Source organism: Candidatus Eremiobacteraceae bacterium (assembly GCA_035710745.1).
Classification (GTDB): Bacteria; Vulcanimicrobiota; Vulcanimicrobiia; order Eremiobacterales; family Eremiobacteraceae; genus JANWLL01.
The window spans coordinates 115939-135734 of record DASTCX010000013.1 but is presented as its reverse complement, the minus strand read 5'-3'; the positions used below and the strand labels follow the sequence as shown (position 1 = coordinate 135734).

18 protein-coding genes, 1 tRNA gene and 1 pseudogene are annotated in these 19796 nt (G+C 63.9%); 18 read left to right on the top strand and 2 right to left on the bottom strand.

Annotation, left to right across the window (positions count from 1 at the left end):
* Window positions 1-125: 125 nt before the first annotated feature.
* On the bottom strand, window positions 126-554 hold the full coding sequence (locus VFO25_04710; GenBank protein ID HET9342193.1) for a prepilin-type N-terminal cleavage/methylation domain-containing protein: 429 nt from the start codon (window positions 552-554) through the stop codon (window positions 126-128).
* Window positions 555-828: 274 nt separating this feature from the next.
* On the opposite strand from VFO25_04710, the gene VFO25_04705 reads away from it, so the two are divergent.
* The 3 genes from VFO25_04705 (at window position 829) to VFO25_04695 (ending at window position 1680) form a co-directional block, all read left to right on the top strand.
* A tRNA-Ile gene (locus tag VFO25_04705) sits at window positions 829-905 on the top strand.
* A 21-nt stretch (window positions 906-926) separates the two neighbouring features.
* Window positions 927-1322, top strand: coding sequence for a hypothetical protein (locus VFO25_04700; protein HET9342192.1), 396 nt, complete (start codon window positions 927-929; stop codon window positions 1320-1322).
* A 16-nt stretch (window positions 1323-1338) separates the two neighbouring features.
* The gene (locus VFO25_04695) at window positions 1339-1680 is read left to right on the top strand and encodes a nuclear transport factor 2 family protein (protein HET9342191.1); all 342 of its coding nucleotides are present in this window, start codon (window positions 1339-1341) and stop codon (window positions 1678-1680) included.
* A gap of 77 nt (window positions 1681-1757) precedes the next feature.
* Here the strand turns inward: VFO25_04695 and VFO25_04690 are convergent, their stop codons facing one another.
* Window positions 1758-2051: a hypothetical protein gene (locus tag VFO25_04690; protein HET9342190.1), complete on the bottom strand. Its 294-nt coding sequence runs from the start codon at window positions 2049-2051 to the stop codon at window positions 1758-1760.
* A gap of 98 nt (window positions 2052-2149) precedes the next feature.
* Between VFO25_04690 and VFO25_04685 the strand changes: the two genes are divergently transcribed.
* The 15 genes and pseudogenes from VFO25_04685 to VFO25_04615 all read left to right on the top strand — a co-directional run bounded on the left by VFO25_04685 (window position 2150) and on the right by VFO25_04615 (window position 19758).
* The gene (locus VFO25_04685) at window positions 2150-4180 is read left to right on the top strand and encodes a S9 family peptidase (GenBank protein HET9342189.1); all 2031 of its coding nucleotides are present in this window, start codon (window positions 2150-2152) and stop codon (window positions 4178-4180) included.
* Window positions 4181-4326: 146 nt separating this feature from the next.
* Window positions 4327-4530 (top strand): annotated as a pseudogene (rpmE, locus tag VFO25_04680) (50S ribosomal protein L31).
* A gap of 549 nt (window positions 4531-5079) precedes the next feature.
* A complete protein-coding gene (gene prfA / locus VFO25_04675) occupies window positions 5080-6171 on the top strand; it encodes a peptide chain release factor 1 (protein ID HET9342188.1) in 1092 nt (363 codons plus the stop codon).
* Entirely contained in the window at window positions 6158-7012 is an 855-nt protein-coding gene (prmC, locus tag VFO25_04670) for a peptide chain release factor N(5)-glutamine methyltransferase (GenBank protein HET9342187.1), read from the top strand. Before prfA ends, prmC begins: the two co-directional genes overlap by 14 nt.
* Window positions 7009-7902, top strand: coding sequence for an oxygen-dependent coproporphyrinogen oxidase (gene hemF / locus VFO25_04665; GenBank protein HET9342186.1), 894 nt, complete (start codon window positions 7009-7011; stop codon window positions 7900-7902). The genes prmC and hemF overlap by 4 nt, the downstream gene beginning before the upstream one ends.
* A 169-nt stretch (window positions 7903-8071) precedes the next feature.
* On the top strand, window positions 8072-9712 hold the full coding sequence (locus VFO25_04660; protein HET9342185.1) for a CTP synthase: 1641 nt from the start codon (window positions 8072-8074) through the stop codon (window positions 9710-9712).
* 72 nt (window positions 9713-9784) lie between these two features.
* On the top strand, window positions 9785-10165 hold the full coding sequence (locus VFO25_04655) for a VOC family protein (protein HET9342184.1): 381 nt from the start codon (window positions 9785-9787) through the stop codon (window positions 10163-10165).
* Window positions 10166-10227: 62 nt separating this feature from the next.
* Window positions 10228-10986, top strand: coding sequence for a glycosyltransferase family 2 protein (locus VFO25_04650; protein HET9342183.1), 759 nt, complete (start codon window positions 10228-10230; stop codon window positions 10984-10986).
* Window positions 10983-12086 (top strand): glycosyltransferase family 1 protein, encoded by a 1104-nt coding sequence (locus VFO25_04645; protein HET9342182.1) that lies wholly within the window; start codon window positions 10983-10985, stop codon window positions 12084-12086. Before VFO25_04650 ends, VFO25_04645 begins: the two co-directional genes overlap by 4 nt.
* Window positions 12079-13638 carry a copper amine oxidase N-terminal domain-containing protein gene (locus VFO25_04640; GenBank protein HET9342181.1) on the top strand — a complete coding sequence of 520 codons (1560 nt, stop codon included), beginning with the start codon at window positions 12079-12081 and terminating at the stop codon, window positions 13636-13638. The genes VFO25_04645 and VFO25_04640 overlap by 8 nt, the downstream gene beginning before the upstream one ends.
* Window positions 13639-13664: 26 nt before the next feature.
* Complete coding sequence (locus VFO25_04635) at window positions 13665-15248, top strand: ABC transporter substrate-binding protein (protein HET9342180.1); 1584 nt, start codon at window positions 13665-13667, stop codon at window positions 15246-15248.
* Window positions 15238-15579, top strand: coding sequence for an HIT domain-containing protein (locus VFO25_04630; protein ID HET9342179.1), 342 nt, complete (start codon window positions 15238-15240; stop codon window positions 15577-15579). The genes VFO25_04635 and VFO25_04630 overlap by 11 nt, the downstream gene beginning before the upstream one ends.
* A gap of 104 nt (window positions 15580-15683) precedes the next feature.
* On the top strand, window positions 15684-17015 hold the full coding sequence (locus VFO25_04625; protein HET9342178.1) for a S53 family peptidase: 1332 nt from the start codon (window positions 15684-15686) through the stop codon (window positions 17013-17015).
* Between the two features lie 54 nt (window positions 17016-17069).
* Window positions 17070-17825, top strand: a complete 756-nt coding sequence (locus tag VFO25_04620) for a sulfite exporter TauE/SafE family protein (protein ID HET9342177.1) — start codon at window positions 17070-17072, stop codon at window positions 17823-17825.
* A gap of 115 nt (window positions 17826-17940) precedes the next feature.
* Entirely contained in the window at window positions 17941-19758 is a 1818-nt protein-coding gene (locus VFO25_04615) for a hypothetical protein (GenBank protein HET9342176.1), read from the top strand.
* Window positions 19759-19796 lie beyond the last annotated feature (38 nt).

Below are 19796 nucleotides of genomic sequence, written 5' to 3'. Positions count from 1 at the left end.
AAGGTGGATTATATCGGAAGCAGGCCAGCACATGCAACCGCATACGTGGCAAGGCCGCGGTAATCACCTACGCTCCGATTTGGAGCGATCGCGGACGCCGAATAGTCGAGCCGGACTACTCGATGCTACTTCGCCTGAATACCCGCGTTTTGGTTGTAGATGATCGAGCCGGTACCTGGGCCGCCCGGCAGGCTGCCGGTGGTCGTCGTGTCATGTCCGCCCGTGTCGGTGATCTGGTACGAGCCGTACGAACCGGTCGTCGTCGTGACGCTGTAGTTCGACTTGTTGACCGGATCCGACGGGGTGACACCGAGGTAAAGCGTGCCGAGCAGCGTGCTCGTTATCGTTCCGCCCGCGCCGTACGTGCCATTGTGATCGACGGCGTACTCTTCCATGGCGGTCGCGATCTGCTTCTCGTTGCCTTCGCAGCCTGACGTCTGCGCTTCAGCTCTCGCATGTAAGAAGTTGGGGATGAGGATGGCGGCCAAAATGGCGATGATCGCGATGACGACCATCAGCTCGATGAGCGTGAAACCTTTTTGCGACTTGGTCACTTCGGAGATGCCCCTTTCTGGGGAAGTTTCAGGCTCCGGGCGCCAACCTGCGGCGCTTGCTATACGTCAATGTCGGCAGCATGCATCTTACGGTGAGCCTGGCGACGTCGCACGTCGAGCGACGAGTGCATCCAATATTCTCAATGCCGGGTTCCTCTGCATAGACCTTTGCGCTGCTGGGACGCTCGCCACATGAATGCGTCCAAACGAGGCGTATCCAGGAGATTGGCAAAAGCTTGCAAATCCACGCGCAGTAAGGGTTACACGAAAGTGCGGGCGATTAGCTCAGGTGGTTAGAGCGCATCCCTGATAAGGATGAGGTCCGAGGTTCGAGTCCTCGATCGCCCACCACGCCGATAACGGCAGATCCCGATGGTCACGTATCGAGCTGAAGGCGCCATCTTGCGGTTGATCATCTCGGGCGACGTCACCGCCCGAGAGCGCCAAGCGCTGTTCGACGCAATCCGCTCAGACCCGAAGGTACCTCCGGGAGCAGCATTGCTCGTCGACGCTCGAGAGTCGGGTATCACGTTCAAGAACGCGACGATTGAAACGCGCCTCGGGGCGCTGCTCGATGGCCTCGGTCCCAAGTTCTCCAAGGTCTGCGCGTTCATCGAGCCGATCCACGATCCGCTTTACGGCAAAGCGTTCCAACGAGCCGGCCGGAAGAACGGCGTCCACATCGGGCTATTCAAAGACGATGCCGACGCCCTTCGTTGGCTCGCGCCCTACGTCAAAGACAGCCCGAAGAGTTCCGAGCTTCGCTAGGGCCGTAGAGGAGTCGATGGCTGAACCCGTAGATCCGATGGCATCGGATGTGATCAAAAGGTATTTCGCAGCGCAGTCGGCGCGTGACTTCGACACGATGGTTGACTTGTTCACAGAAGATGGCGTCGTGAACGACGAAGGAAAGACGTGGCGCGGGCGCAGCGGCATTCGGGAATGGCGCGACAAGGCCGCGTCCGTCTATCAGTACACGACCCAAGTGCTCGAAGTGCATGGTGTCGAGGAGAATGAGTACACGGCGCTCGTCCGACTCGAGGGGAACTTCCCCGGTGGGATCGTCGAGTTGGAGTACCACTTCGAGCTCGCGGGCGACAAGATCAAAAGTCTTGAGATCGACTAGCTGGCGAAGCGCTTAGGTGCGAAGGGCCGCGGCGGTCGAGATGAATCTCGACCGCTCCCTACCCATGGCGCTATAGGCTATTGGCCGCGGATCAGACCGAGCCAATCCTTCGTGAGTTTATCGTCGATCTTGCGATCGGTCATGTTGAGATCGTCGAGCAATGATCGCTCGCGCATGCGCTCCGAGCGTTCCTGAACCGCCTCGTTGAACTGCTCACTGCGCTGATCCATGACTTCTTGGTGCGCCATCTCCTGCGCTTGAAGCATGAGCTGATGCGTCTCGTCGGCGCCGATCATCGCTTGTTGCGCGGCGTCGGTCGCGTGTTGGCCGAGCATCTCGACGGCAGCAGAGGCGATAGGAAGCCAAGCCATGTTCCGGTCCTCCTGAGTTGACCTGTCGCCTCGCTAATCCCGCGTTGAAAACGGCGTGTCTAGCAAGGCCCGAACCCGCGCACCGTGAACTGCATGGCATGCAACGCAGCATCGCAATTGCCGTCATCACGGCGGTCCTACTCGCCGTCCAGGCCTCGCCAAGCTTCGCGAGCAACCATCTCATGACGCTCGCCGACCTTCGGCACGAGGTCGGCATCTCCGAACCGCGCTTCACGTCCGATGGACGCGGCATCGTCTTCGTCAACACCACGTATGATTTCGATTCGAACGATGTGAACACCGATCTCGACGAGATCGACATAAACACGCGCGTGGTCCACACGATGACGAGCGCGATGACCGGCCTGAGCTCTCCGCGCTTCTCGTCCGACGGCGCGCACATCGCGTTCCTCGCCGACGGGATATCAGGAGTGGGCAGCGATGCGTCGCAGATCTTCGTCATGGCCGCAAGCGGCGGCACGCCGAAACAGATCACGCACGCCTCGGAAGGTGTCGACTCCTATGCCTGGCGGCCTGACGGTGGTGCGTTCGCCTACGTCACAGCCGACAAACCCAAAAACCCGATCGCTTTTGTCGTCGGCGACAACGACTATCTCGCGACGTCTGCACCCGAGCCGTGGCATCTCTGGACGATAGGTGCGGCAGGCGGCACGCCGCACCGTCTGACGAGCGGATCAAAAGGACTGCCGCCCGGCGAGGTGATCTTGCCGCAAGCCGTTCCCGAGGCGTGGTTCTCATGGTCGGGGGACGGCAAGACGATCGCGTACACGCAGATGCCGAACGCGTACAAGACCGACGGTGTCGCAACGAAGATCATGCTCATGGACGTCGCGACCGGCCGTCAGCATCCGTTGACCGCGCACGCCGGCGAGGAGGCCGGCGGCGAGTATTCACCAGATGGGTCGCGCATCTTGTATTGGTACCCGCGCGACGGCGACGCGGTCGCGTTCAACGATCTCTTCATCACATCGGCAAGCGGAGGCATCGGCAAGGATGCGATGTACGCGCTCGATCGCAATGCTATCGACGCACGTTGGATGCCCGATTCGCGCTCGCTCATCGTCCTCGCACACGACGGCACGTGGGCGCGCCTATGGCGCGTCGACGAGGACGGAGCGAGCCGGATGATCGACACGGGCCAAGTGAATCCCGGTGCGGTGCCGTCGGGCGGTGCGACCGTGGACGTCCGCGCCAACGGCGCTATGACGTTCCCGGGTTCGGAGCCGGAACGTCCGACCGAGCTCTACTACATGTCGTCGGTCGACTCGGCGCCGCGACGGCTTACTGATTTCAACGGCACGTTCGCGACGATGGAACTCGGGCGCGTGACGCACGTCGACTGGGTCGGACCAGACGGCTACCATGAGGACGGCGTCCTCACGTATCCGGCCGGCTACATCGCAGGCAAGAAGTACCCGCTCGTGTTGCAGATCCACGGCGGTCCGAACTGGGCGAGCGTCGAGGCCTTCGATACCGACTACGAGGGACTCTCGCAACTCTTCGCCGCGCACGGTGACGCCGTGTTCGAGCCGAATTATCGCGGCAGCGACGAACTCGACAACGCGTATCAAGTAGCGATCTTCAATGACGCGGGTGACGGTCCGGGCAGGGACGTCATGGCCGGCATCGATGTGGTGAAGAAGCTCGGCTTTGTCGACACATCGCGGATCGGAGTGAGCGGGTGGTCGTACGGCGGCTACATGACGACCTGGCTCATCGGGCACTATCATATATGGAAGGCCGCCGTCGCGGGCGCCGCACCGACCGACGATTTCGTCGACTATGGGATCTCTGACTACAACGTCATCGGCAAGTACTATTTCGAGGGTTCGCCCTGGACGTCGAAGGCGATCCGCGATGCATACATCGAGCAGTCGCCGATCACGTACGCCGATCAGGTGACGACGCCGACGCTCATCCTACACGACACGGGCGACGTACGCGTTCCGATCGTCGAAGACTACGAGTTCTTCCACGCGCTTCGCGACCGGCACGTGCCGGTCGAGTTCGTCGCGTACCCGGTCGAAGGTCACTATCCGAGCGACCCGATACGAAGCGAGGATATCTACCGGCGCTGGGTGGGTTGGTTCGACAAGTACCTCAAATAGCGAACTCGGCCGCTACAAAACTGACGCTCCGCTTTGACCACACGCGCTCCATGTGGTAAAATGGCGGTCGGCGCACGTGGCGGATTGCGGGACAACCCTGTCGCCGAAGCATCCGCCGGGCAGCGTCGATTCGAAAGGTACCCCTCGTGAAAGAGAAGATCCACCCCAAGTGGTTTGAAGCCACCGTCGTCTGCGCTTGCGGCAACACGTTCAAGACCGGATCGACCGTTGAAAAACTGCACGTCGAGATCTGCTCGGCGTGCCACCCGTTCTTCACCGGCAAGCAGAAGTTCGTCGACACGGAAGGCCGCGTCGAGAAATTCATGACGAAATACGGTACGGTCGAGAGCAAGAAATCGAAGAAGGCGAAGGCGGGCGAGCAAAAGGCCGCCGCACCTAAGACGAACGGCGCCGCTTCGAAGACCGAGACCGCACCTGTCAAGACGAACGGCGCAGCGGCCAAGACGAAAGCGCCCGCCCCGAAGGCGCAGCCGGCGGCTCCGAAGACGCAGACGCCTCCGCCGGAACCGGTTGCGACCAAACCGATCGAAGCGGAACCAACAGCAGCGGAACCGACCGCAGCCGAGTCTACTGCAGCGACGCCGGCCGCATCGGCACCCGAGCCCGTCGTCGCCGAACCGATACAGTCTCTAGCTGAACCGGTGGCCGCAGCCAGCGCACCCACAGCGGCAGTAACCACACCTGCGCCCGAAGCAGCTGCGCCGACGGCTGAGGCCGAAGCGCCGACGGCTGACGCCGCAGCGAAACCCGCGAAGCCGAAACGTGCGCCGAGAGCCGCAAAGCCGAAGGCTGCCAAAGCCAAACCGGCCGACGCGAAAGAAAAAAAGGCGGACTAGCCGCGCAGGGCCGGGCTAGCGCGGTCGACGATCACAACTGTTATGGATAACGGCGGAACGCTCGAGGCCCGGCTTCGCGTCGTCGAGGCGCGTTTCGACGAAATCGAGCGCCGCCTCGCCGACATGGGCGCCGGCACCTTCGATCCCGATGAGAACAAAAGGCTGGCACGAGAGCGCGCGTCGCTCGAGCCGGTCGTTTCGGCGTGGCGCGACCACCGCGTTCTCGAAAAGCAACTCAGCGAAGCGGAGCCGATGGCGCGCGATTCCGACCCGGGCATCGCCGAGATGGCACGCGCCGAGATCCAGCGCCTGCGTTCCGAACTCGCGAAAAGCGAAGAGCGTCTGAAAGAACTCCTGATCCCGAAAGATCCGAACGACGATAAAGATATATTCATCGAGCTTCGACCAGGAACGGGCGGCGATGAAGCCGGGATTTTCGCGGGCGATCTCATGCGCATGTACCTACGATTCGCAGAAGCGCACCATCTGAAGACCGAGCTCGTCAGCACGCAAGAGACGGGCGCGGGCGGCTACAAGGAAGCCGTCATCGCGGTCAAAGGCAAGGGCTCGTACAGGCTGTTCAAGCACGAAAGCGGCGTCCATCGCGTCCAGCGGGTGCCGGCGACGGAAGCGAACGGCCGCATCCACACGTCGACGGCGACCGTCGCCGTCATGCCGGAAGTCGACGCGGTCGAGATCGAGATCAATCCGGCCGACCTGCAAGTCGACACGTACCGCGCGCAAGGCGCCGGCGGCCAACATGTCAACAAGACGGAGTCGGCCATTCGCATCACGCACAAGCCGACCGGCATCGTCGTCGCGTGTCAAGAAGAGCGCTCGCAGCTCCAGAACCGCGAGCGTGCCATGCAGTTGCTGCGCGCGCGTCTCTATGAAGAAAAGCTTCGCGAGCAGGAGGAGAAAGCCGCACGCGAGCGTCGCGAGCAAGTCGGCAAAGGCGATCGCAGCGAGAAGATCCGCACGTACAATTTTCCGCAAGATCGCCTCACCGACCACCGCATCGGACTCTCGACGGGTAACCTCAAAGGCATCCTCGACGGCGGACTCGACTCGGTCATCGACGCGCTGCTCGCGGACGAGCAGCGCCGTCGCCTCGAAGGCGATGTCAGCCTCTGATCTCAGCATCGCCGCGGCCATCGAAGCCGGTCGCGTCGAACTCACCGGACGCTCGCCCACGCCGGCGCTCGATGCCCGCGTTTTAGCCTCTAGCGCTCTCGAACTCGATGCGTCCGCTCTCATAGCTTACGGCGAGAACATCGTCGACAGGGCGCGCCTTCGCCGTCTCGCGTCGATGGTCGCACGCCGAAAAGCCGGCGAACCCGTCGCGTATATCGTCGGCGCCAAGGAGTTTCGCGGTCTGCGGCTGACGGTCGATCGCCGCGTCCTTATCCCACGGCCGGAAACCGAGCTACTCGTCGCGCGCGTCGTCCAAGATCATCGCGGTCGCGCAGCGAGCATCATCGATCTCGGCACGGGATCAGGCGCGATCGCCTGCGCGCTCGCCGACGCGTTGCCGGACGCGCAGATCGTCGCGACGGACGCCGATCGCGATGCGCTCGACGTCGCCACCGAGAACGTCGATTCGCTCGGTTTCGCAGTGCAAGTGACACTGCGCCACGGAGATCTTTTCGACGCCGTCGACGCGAAGCTGCGGTTCGATGCGATCGTCGCGAACTTGCCGTACGTCGGTGAGTCGGATGGCGACCTGCTCGAGCCCGGCGTGCGCGATTTCGAGCCGCCCCTGGCGCTCTTCGGCGGCGCGGACGGGCTTGACGTCTACCGCCGTATGCTCCCGTCCGCTCCGCGATTTCTCGCAGACGGCGGCAAGCTATACATGGAATGCGGGCCGCGAAACGCGCTCGAGCTTGCGAGGCTGGCCAAAGACGCGTTTCCCGAAAGGGACGTCGAGGTCGCCAGCGACCTTGCCGGCATTGAGCGGATGGTCGTCGTCGCATGACCTCACCCGCGCAACCGCTGCGGCATCGAGTCGAGGCGTGGGTCGAACAGGTCCACGACGAGCTCGTCGATGCGCTCGAGAGTCTTGACGGAAGAGGCAGGTTCAAGCGCGATCGCTGGCAGCGGCCCGGCGGCGGCGGCGGAGTCACGGCGATCCTGAGCGACGGTGCCTTGTTCGAGCAGGCCGGGGTCAACCGATCGGCCGTGTGGGGCGAGTTCGGGGATGCGGCGCTCGCACGTCTGGGTGGCTCGGACCGCGAATTCTACGCGACGGGCATTTCGCTCGTGCTCCATCCGCGCAGTCCGATGGTGCCGACCGTCCACGCGAATTTCCGTTATTTCGAGCGCGGTTCGGACGCATGGTTCGGCGGCGGCAGCGATCTCACGCCCTACTATCCGCATGAAGAGGATGCGCGCCATTTCCACTCGACGTGGAAACGCACGTGCGATGCGCACGACGCTTCGTACTACCCGCGCTTCAAGAAGTGGTGCGACGAATATTTCTACTTGCCGCACCGCGGCGAGATGCGCGGCGTCGGCGGGATATTCTTCGACGAGCTGCGCGGCGATCTCGAAACGACGTTCGCGTTCCTGCGCGACTGCGGCGCCGCATTCATGCCGTCGTACGAACCGATAGCGCGCCGCCGGCGAGACGAACGCCACGGCGAGCGAGAAAGAGCGTTCCAGCTCTACCGTCGAGGCCGCTACGTCGAATTCAACCTGCTCTACGATCGCGGCACTTCGTTCGGCCTCGCGACGAACGGCCGGACGGAATCGATCCTCATGTCCCTCCCGCCGCTCGCGCGCTGGCAGTACGGCTGGGCGGCCGAGGCGGGCAGCCGAGAAGAAGACGCGATGCGCTTCTTCCAACCGCGGGACTGGGCGAGGTAGGCAGGATTCAGCTTCCGGTAGCCGGAATCGCAAAGTACATGAATTGCGTCCGTTATGGGTGCAGGCGCTTCAGGATTGCGCGGCAGCAGAAGCCGCGAAATCCAGGCACCGGCCGCTCTGACGGGCGCGCTCTTTTGTATGCCGGCGACAGCGACGGAGCGCATCGACGATGACGAAGTACATCTTTTTCACTGGCGGCGTCGTCTCGTCGCTCGGTAAAGGCATCGCGGCATCTTCGCTGGGTAGACTGCTCAAGAGCCGCGGCATTTCGGTCAGCATCCAAAAACTCGATCCGTACATCAACATGGACGCCGGTACGATGAATCCGTACCAGCACGGCGAGGTCTTCGTGACCGAGGACGGCGCGGAGACGGACCTCGATCTCGGCCACTACGAGCGCTTTATCGACGAGAACCTCACCAGGCTGCACAACGTCACGACCGGTCAGGTCTACGGCGCGGTGATCGACAAAGAGCGGCGCGGCGATTACCTCGGCGGAACGGTCCAGGTGATCCCGCACATCACGAACGAGATAAAAGCGCGGATCAAGCAAGTCGCCGTCGCCAGCGGCGCCGAGGTGTGCATCGTCGAAGTCGGCGGCACCGTCGGCGACATCGAATCCCTGCCGTTCCTCGAAGCGATCCGCCAGTTCCGCCACGACGTCGGGGACGACCACGTCATGTACGTCCACTTGACGCTCGTGCCGCATCTCGGCGCGGCCGACGAGCTGAAGACGAAGCCGACGCAGCACTCCGTTCGCGAGCTGCGCGCGATCGGGATCACGCCGGACGCCATCGTCTGCCGCACGGAATATCCGCTGACGCCCGAGATCAAAGAGAAGATCGCGCTCTTCTGCGACGTGAAGCCGTCGGCGGTCGTGCAGTCGCGCGACGCGCAGAGCATCTATCAGGTGCCGCTCAACTTGGAAGCCGAGGGCCTAGCCGACGCCGTCACTCAGAAACTCGGGTTCGCCGACCGCGCGCTCGACCTCGAAGACTGGCGCGCGATGGTGCGCCGCATCCAACGGCCGAAGGGTACCGTTCGCGTCGCGCTCGTCGGCAAGTACGTCGAGCTCAAAGACGCATACATCTCGATCAACGAAGCGCTCTACCACGCCGGCGTCGCGCATAATACGGAGGTCGAGGTGCTGCGCGTCGATTCGGAGACGCTCGAAGACCGCGGTGTCGAAGCGCTCGACGGCGCTGCCGGCATTCTCGTCGCCCCCGGTTTTGGCGCACGCGGCATTAAGGGCAAGCTGCTCGCGATCCGTCACGCACGCGAAAGCGGCGTGCCGTTCCTCGGCATCTGCTACGGCATGCAGCTCGCCTGCGTCGAGTTCGCGCGCAACGTCTGCGGGCTCGAGGGCGCGCACACGCGCGAAGTCGAGCCGGACACGCCGCATCCAGTCATCGATCTCATGGAGAACCAGCGCAACCTTCAAGCGCTCGGCGGTACGATGCGCCTCGGCACCTACCCGTGCCGTCTTACGCCCGAAACGGTCGCGGCGCGCGCCTACGGCGAGCTCGAGATAACCGAACGGCATCGCCACCGCTTCGAATTCAACAACCGCTATCGCGAGGTATTCGAACGGCGCGGCATGGTCTTCTCAGGGTTGTATGTCGACGCCGATCTCGTCGAGGTCATCGAACTGCCTGCGCATCCGTGGTTCTTGGGCACGCAAGCGCATCCGGAATACAAGTCGCGTCCGACGCGGCCCGCCCCGCTCTACACCGGCTTCATCGAAGCGTGCATCGCCTGCGCGCGGAGCAGCAGCGAATCGGCGGGCGCCGTCCAAAGGATAGGCGCATAGGTCGAGCTCGCCGAAGCGTCCACGTCCGGCGTTTTGCCGGAATTTCGTGACGCTTCAGGAGTGGATTCGGCCATGGCAACGACGACCTCGCACAAAGTGCGCGCAGTGGATGCCTCGTACTACACCGTTAAAGATCTCGCCCGCCAAGTAGAGTTCTACACCGGCGTCCTCGGCTCAGCTCCGGGAGTCGTCATGGCGGACTTCTTCGCAGAGTGGACGTTCCCGGGCGGCGGTTCGTTCGGACTATACAAATCGGACTCGGGTCAAAGCGCAGGGTCCGGCGTGATGTTCGCCGTCGACGACGTCAAAGCCGTGGTCGAGGATCTCAAGGCGCGCGGCGTCACCTTCGCCGATACGATCGAGGACATCCCGTCGTGCCACATGGCGTTCGGCACAGACCCCGAGGGCCTCGGGTTTATCCTGCATCACCGCAAGGACGGCACAGCCGGTTAGGCCGCGCCGGTCCGGTCGAGCTAAAGCTCGACCGCTACTGGCTCGACCGCTACGATCGATATATGGATGCCGCTAGCATCACGTTCGTCGTTCTCACTCGAGACGAGGAACGCAACATCGCGGAGTGCCTGAAGTCGCTCCCTTTGGGATCGCAGGTGCTCGTCCTCGACTCTGAATCGACCGATCGCACGAGAAGCATCGCAGCCGACATGGGCGCCCGCGTCGCGGTCGCGCCGTGGCGCGGCGTCGGGCCTGCGCGAGCGGCCGCCGAGCAGCTCGTTCAGACCGAGTGGGTGTTCACGCTCGACGCGGATGAGCGAGTGACATCGCCGCTCGCGGCTGAGATCGCGGCGTTGGACCCGCCGGCGACAATCGATGCGTACTCGATCCCCCGCGCGAACTATTTCGGCGATCAGTGGATCCGCGGTGCGTCATGGTGGCCCGACCGCCAAGTCCGGATCTATCGCAAAGGCCGTGCATCGCAGAAGTCGGACAACGCGCGGCGAAACGCCGCAGGCCACGTCTATTACGAGGCGCCTGGGCGGACCGCGGAGCTGCGCGGTCACGTCATCCATCACTCATACGCGTCCGTCGACGACTACCGGCGCAAGTTCAAACGCTACACGGATGCCGAAGCCGGTGCGCATCGGGCGACCTTCGGCGAGTTCGCAGCTGCGTGGCTCGTCATGCCCATACGCGCCGCATGGCTGTTGACGTGGCGTCGAGGCGTGCTCGACGGTCCAGCCGGCATCTACGTGAGCGTCGCGAGCGCCTTGTATCCGGCGGTCGTCGCGACGAAGGCGCTTCGCACGCCGAAGTGAGCTCGCCGCTTGTCGCGATCGACGCCCGGATGACGCGGCAGATGTCCGTCGGGATGAAGACGTACGTGCGAGAGCTCGTCAAACGCTTGCCGAAGGTCGCGCCGGATATGCGCTTCGTCGCGCTGACCGACGAAGACGTCGAACTCCATACCGACATGGGCGCGCTGCGCATCGACAAGCGCGCCGCGGGCAACGGTTCGTTCGGCGAGTTGTTCGGTCTCGCGAAGCGAATCAACGCCGTCCGCCCGCTTTTGGGTCACTACCCGACGCCGTACGCGCCCCGCTGGTCTCCGTTTCCATACGTCTATACGATCCACGACCTAATCCATCGCCGCTTCCCGGCGTACCACTCGTGGAAGATCCCGCCTTACTACGCGCTGCTCGTCGGGCCGGTCGCTCGGAGCGCAGCGGCGGTCATCGTGCCGACGAAGGCGACCGTGGCGGACGCGCACGAGTTCCTCGGCGTCGCGCCGGAGCGCGTGCGACCCGTCGCGATGGGCGTCTCGGAGTCGTTCGTGGCCGGCGCGGTCGCCGATCGTTCGGAGCGTCGCACCATCGCGGAACGCTTCGGCCTCGCGCGTACGTACTTCTTATATGCGGGTAACCACCGCAAACACAAGAACATCGAGACGCTCGTCGCCGCGTGGGCGAAAGTCGACGACCCGAGCGATCTTGCCATCACGGAGGACGATCCGTTCGACTTCGCCATCGATAGGTACGAAAAGCGTGGCGGCAGAATCGTGCGGCTTGGTCATGTAGGCGAACGCGACCTCATCGCGTTATATGCGGCGAGCGCGGGCGTCGTCCAGCCGTCGCTCTACGAGGGATTCGGATTGACCGTCATCGAGGCGATGGCCGCCGGCGCACCGTGCGTCGTCGCGGACACGCCCGCCCTGGTCGAAACAGCGGGCGGGGCGGCGCTCACGTTCTCGCCGCTCGACGTCGATGCGCTCGTGCACGCGCTCACGACGCTGCTTCGGGATCCTGCCGAGTCCGCTAGGCTCCGCGCGGCGGGTCGCGGACGTGCGTCGACGTTCTCATGGGATACGACCGCGCGCAATACGGCGGCTGTGTATCGCGAGGCGATCGGCGGTGCGTAACCTCGCGATCGCAGTCATCCTCGCCGCGCTTTCGCTTGGCGCGGCGGTTCCGCCGACGCCCGTCGTCGTCGATGGGAAGGCGCTCGCGCCGAGCGCGCTTGCGACGATCAAGGGCAAGGAATACGTCTCTTTGCGTTCGCTCGGCGATGCGCTCGGCGCGCAAGTCGCGTACGATAAGATACATGAGCGAGCGACGTGCACGACGGAATTCCGCGAAGCGGTGCTCGTCATCGGCAAATCTGTGGCGCTCGTCAACGGAGAGCGTCGCGCGCTCGACGCGCCGCCGCTATTGATCGGCGGGCGTGTCATGATGCCGCTCCGCGCGACCGCGCTCGCGATGGGCGCGTCGATCGGCTACGACCAACCATCGCATTCGGTCGTCGTCTCGACACGCGGCGTGAACACCGCGCCCGGAGCTGGCTCCGCGAGAAGCGCGCTGCCGAGCGCGAATACGCTCGAAGGCACCGTCACAGACGTGCAGACGAGCATGGTGCCGCCCGCGGTCGCAGTCGACGTCGATCATCTCACCTACACGATCACCGTTCCCGAAGGGACGAAGATCCAGTTCCGCGACACGCACGGCGGGTCGACCGGATCCGGGCCGCTCTCGGCCGTGCGACCGGGCGATACGCTCATCGCGACCGTCGACTCCGGCGGACACCTCATCGCGATCGCCGACATCTACACCGGGTTCGGCGGCAAGATCGCGAGCGCGTCGGCTGAGAACATGGTGTTGACGAACGGGCGTGTCGTCGAAGCGGATCCGTCGCAGACGACGGTCATGCTCGACGGCAGGTCTGCGACCTTCGCCGATCTGCAAGCAGGAGATCTTGTCACGGTCCGAGCCGATCCGCGGACGGGCAAGGTCCGCGATGTCGTCGCGCTGACGCCCGGCGGCATGCGTGCGTCGGCGACGTCCTCACCATCTGCGGGAACGCCGTCCGGCACGAGCGGGTCGAGCGGCGGCATCGAGATCGCCGGCGTGACGGATGACGCCGACCACGCGTTTCGAGCCGGCCAGACGCTGCACGTGACGATGGACGGCACACCCGGCGGCTCCGCCTTCTTCGACCTCAGCAACGTCGTCGTCGCGAATCGCATGACCGAGACGCGTCCGGGTCACTACGAAGGGACGTACATCGTCGACGTCGGCACGAATCTCGTCGACGCGCCGATCATCGTCCGTCTTCAGAAGAACGGCGTCACCGCTCAAGCGGAAGGTCCGGATCCGCTCGCGATCATCACCTCGCCGCCGGCCGTGGAAGACGTCAAACCAGAAGCCGGATCGCAAGTGAACAACGCGAAGCCGAACATCTACGCGACGTTCTCGACCTTCGGCGACCGTGGCATGGACGCGCAGTCGCTGAAGATACTCGTCGACGGCAAGGATGTGAGCGCGCAGGCGACGCGGACGGCCGCTTTCATCTCGTACCTGCCGGCATCGGCGCTGAACGGGGGAACCATCGCCGTCGAGGTGACGGGCACCGATACCGCCGGCAACCCGCTCGATTTCAAGTGGTCGTTCAGCATCGGTCCGGTGATCGGCCGATGACGACCGCCGAAAGGTCAGGTTCTCGGATGCGGTCGCGCGCGCTCGTCATCGCCGTGCTTTGCGCATTGCTGAGCTCGTCTTGTTCGGGCGGCGGCAACGGCGCCGGCTCCGACACCCTCGTATATGGAAGGAATAAGGACGCCGTCAACCTCGATCCAGCTTTCGCTCCCGACGGGATGTCGCTCAGCGTCGTGCACAACGTGCTCGAAGGTCTCACCCGCTACAAGCCCGGATCGTTCGCGGTCGAGCCGGCGCTCGCGGTATCGTGGACGCATGACGGCAGCGGCACCGTGTGGACCTTCCATTTACGACAGGGCGTCAAATTCCAAGATGGCTCGCCGTTAGACGCGGCCGCGGTCAAGTTCAACTTCGATCGCTGGCGTCTCAAGAGCGACCCCTACCACAAAGGCGGCGACTTCACGTACTACGAGAGCCAGTTCGGCGGTTTCCCCGGCATCATCCGCGACGTCAAAGCGGTCTCACCGAGCGTCGTCGAGATCGATCTGACGAAGCCGTCCGCGCCGCTGCTCGCCAACCTCGCGATGCCGTCGTTCTCTATCTCGTCGCCGCGAGCGATCCAGAACGAGGGCGAGGACTACTCGCAGCATCCGGTCGGGACGGGGCCGTTCGAAGTCGCCGAGTGGGTGCACGACGATCACATAACCCTGCGCGCATACGGCGATTACTGGGGCGGCAAGCCGAAGGTCGCGACCGTCGTGCTCAAAGACATCCCGACGGCGGATTCGAGCTTGCTCTCGCTGCAAAAGGGCGAGATCGACGGCTGGGAATATCCGACGCCCGAAAGCCTGCCGCAGATCGAAAAGGATCCGGATTTGCGCGTCTATCGCGAGCCGGCGAACAACACGATGTTCCTCGCGATGAACGAGCTCAAGCAGCCGTTCGACGACGTGCTCGTGAGACGGGCGATCAGCGAGTCGATCGACGCCACCGCGATCGTCCAGCATTTCTACGATCCGGGCGCGTTCGCTGCGACGGAGTTCCTACCGCCGGTCGTATGGCCGAGCGGCGTCAAGACGTCGTATCCGTACGATCCCGCCGGCGCGCGCCGCCTGCTCGCGCAGGCCGGGTACCCGAACGGTTTTTCGACGACGCTTTGGTTCATGACAACGCCTCGGCCGTATCTGCCCGAGCCCGAACGAGTCGCCGAGGCCATCCAAGCGGATCTCAAGGCGATCGGCATCGATGCGAAACTCGAGGGATTCGAGTGGAGCAACTATCTGTACAAAGTCCAAGACGGCGAGCACAACCTCGCGCTCTACGGTTGGACCGGCGACAACGGCGATCCCGACAACTTCCTCGACACGCTGCTCGACGAGAACACGGCGGTGCCGCCGGGCGCCCAAAACGTCTGCTTTTGGAAGAATGCGCAGTTCCACGATCTCATGCTGAGAGCGCAGACGACGATCGATCAGGCTCGCCGAGCCGAGATATATAAGAAGGCGCTCGGGATATTGCGCGACCAGGCGCCGCTCGTCGCGATCGTGCACACGGCGCCGCCGACGGTCTTCAAGAAGTCGATCGAAGGCTTCACGCCGCGACCGGACGACTTTCAGGACTTCAACGCGGTCTCGGTCGGTGGTGGACGCTGACGTGGCCGAGCCGTGCATCTTCTGCGACATCATCGCGGGCAAGTTCGGGACCAAGTTCCTCTACGAAGATGACGTGTGCGTCGCGTTCGCCGACGTGAAGCCGATGGCGCCGACGCACATCCTCGTCGTGCCCCGCGAGCACCATCCGCGGCTTCGGGCGGCAGCGGAAGAAGAGAAGCTTCTCGGACGGCTGATGTCCGTCGCCGCAAAGGTCGTCAAGGATCGAGACTTCAGAGTCGTCGTGAACAACGGGGCGGAGGCAGGTCAAACCGTCTACCACCTCCACTTGCACGTGCTGTCGGGTCGCCACTTCGGTTGGCCGCCAGGGTGACGGGCGACACACTCCCGACGTAGCAAGCCGGCCGAGCATCGGCTGCCGCACACCCGCAACTGCCGATATGTGTAGTACGTAGTATCTACATGAGCGGGAGTAGCATGCGTATTTCGAAATCGGGGATCGGTCTTATCATCTGCGCTCTCACGGCGCTCGGGGCGACCGCGTGCGGAGGCGGAGGGGGCAGTGCTGCGCCCGCGATCGTGCAGCCGCATCCCAGCCCGACGGCCGTCACGTGTCAGGCGAAGGTCCAGAACGGCGTGCGGCCGTTCGGTACGGAAGTGGCCGAAGATTTCAGCCACGCCGTGACACCGAAAAGCGTCGGCCCCGGCACGGCGATCCGTTTGTGCCCGACTGCCGGACCCGGGATGATGCGTTGCTTCGCGTGGCTGCGGACCGACGTCAAGCATGACATCTTGCCGAGCGGCTACGGTCCGTCAGACCTGCAAAGCGCTTACGGCTTGACGGCCGCGTCGACCACCGGTGGCATCGGTCAGACGCTGGTTATAGTTGACGCCTACGATGATCCGAACGCCGAAGGCGACCTTGGCACGTACCGGGCGACCTTCGGACTGTCCACCTGCACGACCGCGAACGGTTGCTTCCTCAAGGTGAACCAGAACGGCAAGACCGCGCCGCTGCCGGGCACGGACCCGACCGGAGGCTGGGAGGCCGAAGAGTCTTTGGACCTCGACATGGCTTCGGCGATCTGCCCGAACTGCAAGATCACCGTCATGGAGACGACCAGTCCGAACTCGACGAACTTCTACGCCGCCGAGGACGTCGCGGCGACGACCTGTGCGGCGACGGTGATCTCGAACAGCTGGGGGACATCGGAGTACTCGCAAGAGACGACCGACGATTCGCATTTCACCCATCCCGGTATCATGATAACGGCGTCATCGGGCGACAACGGATACGCCGCCGGGGTGAGCTTTCCGGCCGCGTCCGCGCACGTGACGGCCGTCGGCGGCACGCACCTGACGCATCCGAGCGGCTGGCAAGAATCGGCCTGGTCCGGCGCCGGGAGCGGATGCAGCCAGTTCATAGCGCAGCCGTCGTGGCAAACGAACCTCGGGTCCGCGTACACGACCGTCTGCTCGAAGCGCATGGGTAACGACGTTTCGGCTGTGGCGGATCCCAACACTCCGGTCGCGATCTACGACACGTTCAGCAATACGTGCAAGCCGTCCGGTTGGTGCATCGCCGGCGGTACGAGCGCCTCCGCGCCGATAATCGCGGGCGTTTACGCCATCGCGGGCAACGCAGCGACGTTGACGTTCGCGTCGAATGCGTATGCGAATACAGCTTCCCTCACGGACGTGACGACCGGTAACAACGGTTCGTGCGGCGGCACGTTCTTGTGCACGGCGCAAGCGGGCTACGACGGTCCGACCGGCCTAGGATCACCGGTCGGTACGGGCGCGTTTTGACGCGCGAGCCGGACTAGCAGTATCAAACGGGCGTCGCGCTGAAACGCGACGCCCGTGCCGCATGCCGACGTCGTCCTGCTCTTCTTGGCCGCCGTCGTGGGCCAAGCGCTCAACGCGGTCGCGGGCGGCGGAAGCTTCATAACCTTTCCTATGCTTCTCGCCGCGGGCGTCGCTCCTATCGAGGCGAACGCGACGAGCACCATCGCCCTTTGGCCCGGCGCTCTCGCGTCGGCATGGGGTTATCGTCGCGACTTCGCAGCCGACCGTCGCACCGTTATCGTGCTCGCGTGCGTGAGCATAGCCGGCGGGCTCGTGGGCGCGCTCCTGCTTCTCGCGACGCCCGAGCAGCAGTTCAGACGCCTCATCCCTTACCTGCTCGGGTCTGCGACGCTGCTCTTCGCGGTCAGCGATCGCATCGGAGTAGTCATCCGCTCCCGCTCGGATCGCGCCGCCGGTGCGCTGACGCTGGTCGGGCTCATCCAGTTCGCGGTCGCCGTGTACGGCGGCTATTTCGGCGGCGGCATCGGCATCATGATGCTCGCGACTTTCTCACTCATGGATGTCGGCGATATCCACTCGATGAACGGGCTCAAGGCGGTCCTCGGCGCCGTCATCAACAGCGCAGCAGTCGTCACGTTCATCGTCGCGCACCTCGTCGTCTGGCAGTATGCGGTGCCGATGATCGTCGCCTCGATCCTCAGCGGCTACGCGAGCGCGAAGATAGCGCGTAAGATCGATCCGCAACGCGTCCGGCTCGCCGTCGTCATCGTCGGCATCGTTCTTACTTCATATTTCATCATCCACCACTAGCCTCAAGACCGTTGGCCTCCAAGGCTGGCAAAAGAGGACCTTGGACCAGGGGTTCGAGCAGCGGCCCAGCGCAAAAATTCCCGTGAACGCTGCGTGAACCCGGAGGTCTTCACCCATGTTAGCTGCCCTATTCGCCGTCGCGTCGCTGGCCGGTGGCTTGCTCCTGTCGCCGCTCGACCAGAACTCGACGTACGCCGTCGTCTCGAACGCTCGACCCGGTGCCCGCGTCGACATCTATGCGAACGGACGCGATGTGGGAAGCGCCATCGCGAGCCGCGGCCAGACGATCGTTCCGCTCAAGTCGACGATCGAACCGGACTCCGTGACGATGGCGGTCGAGCGGTCGCGGCTCGTGACCCGGCGCTCGGCGGCCGGTAAAGTATTCGCCGACGTATCGACATATCACGTCGACGATCTGCGCACGGGATGGAACCGGTACGAGTATGCGTTGACGCAGGCGAACGTCGGATCCTCACGGTTCACGCAGCTCATGAACCTGCCGGTCGACGGCGACGTCTACGCAGAGCCGTTGTTCTTACGCAACGAGATGATCAACGGCGTCGCACACGACGTGCTGCTCGTCGCGACCGAGAACGACTCGGTGTACGCTTTCGATGCGGAATCGGGCGCGCTGCTCTGGTTCAGGAACTTCGCGAATCCGTCGGCGGGTCTCACCGCGATGCCGTCATCGTTCGTCAGCTGCCACAACGTCTGGCCGACCGTCGGGATCACCGGAACGCCCGTCGTCGAGCGTTCGCTCGACGCGATCTTCCTCGTCGACAAGCTCATGCAGTCGTCGCCGAGCGGAGCGTTCGCGTATCAAGAGCTGCGCAAGATCTCGCTGTCGACCGGCATGGACCTTCCCGGCAGCCCGGCGACCATCCAGGGGGGCGTGACGATGAGCGACGGCACGCCGCTCACGTTCGATCCGCACTGGGCGTTGCAGCGGCCCGGGCTGCTCTCGAGCAACGGCAAGGTGTATATCGGATTCGGCACTCACTGCGATAACAATCACGCCGGTTCGCACGGCTGGGTGCTCGCATACAACGAAGCGACGATGCGTCAGCTCAACGCGTTCACGACGACCCGCGATCCGTCCGATTCATACATCGCAGGCATCTGGATGGCTGGTTTCGGCCTTTCCGGCGACAAGAACGGATCGGTCTATTTCTCGGTGGGCAATGGGCCGGTCGATGTCGATCAAGGCGGCAACAATTTCGGGGAGTGCGTCGTCAAGCTATCGCCGCTGCTCGCCGTTCAGGATTTCTTCTGTCCGCACGACGCCGCCATTCTTCAAGACAAGGAGATCGGCAGCGGCGGCGTCATGCTCTTGCCCGATCAGTCCGCGGGTGTGGCGCATCTCGCCGTACTGATCGGCAAGAATCGCACGATGTATCTGATGAACCGCGATGGCCTAGGCGGTTATCACCCCGGCGGCCTTGACGCCATCGTCCAAGAGATCCCACACGCGATCGGCGCGCCGTACATCGGCACCCACGGCGGCCCTGCGTTCTACGCCAACGCGAACGGTCCGTTCGTGTTCTACGCCGGACACCAGGACCACATGCGGGCATTCCGCCTGAACACGTCGCCGACGTCGCTCCAGCTCGTCGACATGTCGTCGGATATCTACACGGGCGAGGGCGGCTCCATCCCGTTCGTGTCATCGCACGGGAGTCGCGACGGAACGGGGATCGTCTGGGCGATCAAGCGACCCGACGACCCGCTGACTCAGCCGCTCCGGCTCGAAGCGTACAATGCGAATGATTTGAGCGATCAGTTGGTCGACGTCGCGGCCGGCCCGTGGTTCAACCCTCAGGGAAACCCCGACATAACGCCGACGATCATCAACGGAGAGGTCTTCGTGCCGACCGGAAACTCGGTGGCGGTCTTCGGCCTTAGCGGAGCTCTTCGGCCGCGATTCCAGCAGTAGTCGAAGAGGGCCCTACGACGGAGAGGCGCAACGTGAGC